General features: G+C 50.2%; 1 protein-coding gene and 1 rRNA gene (1 of these 2 cut by a window edge). One reads left to right on the top strand and one right to left on the bottom strand.

Going from position 1 to position 1,984, the window contains the following annotated elements:
- Positions 1-1,271: ribosomal RNA gene (locus AC3Y7R_RS15075) — 16S ribosomal RNA — on the bottom strand; it reaches 150 nt to the left of the window's first position.
- A gap of 450 nt (positions 1,272-1,721) precedes the next feature.
- Here AC3Y7R_RS15075 and AC3Y7R_RS15070 point away from each other — a divergent pair.
- Positions 1,722-1,984: hypothetical protein (locus AC3Y7R_RS15070; RefSeq protein WP_490042893.1), on the top strand; the 263-nt coding region annotated here is incomplete at its 3' end.

The following is a 1,984-nucleotide window of genomic DNA, read 5'->3' as shown; positions in this document are numbered from 1 at the left end:
ACTAGCGATTCCGACTTCATGGGGTCGAGTTGCAGACCCCAATCCGAACTGAGACAGCTTTTTGGGATTAACCCATTGTCACTGCCATTGTAGCACGTGTGTAGCCCAACCCGTAAGGGCCATGAGGACTTGACGTCATCCACACCTTCCTCCCGCTTATCACGGGCAGTTTCTCTAGAGTGCCCAGCTTAACCTGCTGGCAACTAAAGATGTGGGTTGCGCTCGTTGCCGGACTTAACCGAACATCTCACGACACGAGCTGACGACAGCCATGCAGCACCTGTGTTGTATCCAGCCGAACTGACGTAATCTGTCTCCAGAAAACTCGATACACATGTCAAGGGTTGGTAAGGTTCTGCGCGTTGCTTCGAATTAAACCACATGCTCCACCGCTTGTGCGGGCCCCCGTCAATTCCTTTGAGTTTTAATCTTGCGACCGTACTCCCCAGGCGGAATGCTTAATCCGTTAGGTGTGACACTGAAGGGCAAGCCCCCCAACGTCTGGCATTCATCGTTTACGGTGTGGACTACCAGGGTATCTAATCCTGTTTGCTCCCCACACTTTCGTACCTCAGCGTCAGTATCGAGCCAGTGAGCCGCCTTCGCCACTGGTGTTCCTCCAAATATCTACGAATTTCACCTCTACACTTGGAATTCCACTCACCTCTCTCGAACTCAAGACTAGCAGTATCAAAGGCAGTTCCAGGGTTGAGCCCTGGGATTTCACCTCTGACTGACTAATCCGCCTACGTACGCTTTACGCCCAGTAATTCCGAACAACGCTAACCCCCTCCGTATTACCGCGGCTGCTGGCACGGAGTTAGCCGGGGTTTCTTTACCAGATACTGTCATTATCATCTCTGGCGAAAGAGCTTTACGACCCTAAGGCCTTCGTCACTCACGCGGCATGGCTAGATCAGGCTTTCGCCCATTGTCTAAGATTCCCCACTGCTGCCTCCCGTAGGAGTCTGGGCCGTGTCTCAGTCCCAGTGTTGCTGATCATCCTCTCAAACCAGCTAAAGATCGTAGACTTGGTAGGCCATTACCCCACCAACTATCTAATCTTACGCGGGCTAATCCAAAGGCGATAAATCTTTCCCCCGAAGGGCACATACGGTATTACTCTCAGTTTCCCGAGGCTATTCCGTACCTTTGGGTATATTCCCACGCGTTACTAACCCGTCCGCCGCTCACCCGAAGGTGCGCTCGACTTGCATGTGTTAGGCCTGCCGCCAGCGTTCGTTCTGAGCCAGGATCAAACTCTCAAGTTGAAAAGCATTTGCATGCTTAACCTTGACGTCGAACCTCTGCACATATTCATCATCAAGACCTTACTGAAATCTCGATGACGTCTTAACCGTTTGGTTGTGCTTGAAGTTATCAAAGATAACTAGAAGCCGTCCAAACAGTGAAGCTGACCTCACATTATCGCTAAATCATCCGAAAACGACCTCGCTAGTGAGTTTTGATATGTGACGAGGTTGATCCATCGAAATGGCCAAACCGCCCACATATCTCTTCATGTGTTCTATAAATTTCAAAGAGCGTAGAGACAAAAACAAACCGTAGCGCCCAAATCGTCTGGCGCAACTGCCTGCATAAGTCTCTGTTTTTATTCCGCTTTCTCGACCCTAAGGCCTGTCCGGCGCCCCGTTAGTGCATCACTGCGCCTCCGGTGAAGTGGGTTCTAGGCCCAGTAGCCCACGCCCGCAACACCTTTTTTGCAGAAAGATGACATTTTTTGCAGACCACAAACAAAAACCCTTAAAAACAACAACATAAACCTAAAATTACCCGAAAATTATACCCCAAAATGCTGCAACCGCATTGCTTCCCTCAGGGCAGCTACAGCCGCCTCTTGCGGTTACCAACAAACAAAACACCAAATGTGGATCAAAACACCCCGAATCCACACAACAACAACAGATCCACAACGACTCGGCACACCCCAAGAAAACTTCCAACACAAAAAAACCGCAGAGTC

It is taken from the genome of Litoreibacter sp., assembly GCF_058136045.1.
Note: the sequence above shows the minus strand (reverse complement) of the source record. Positions and strands in the feature narration are given on the sequence as shown.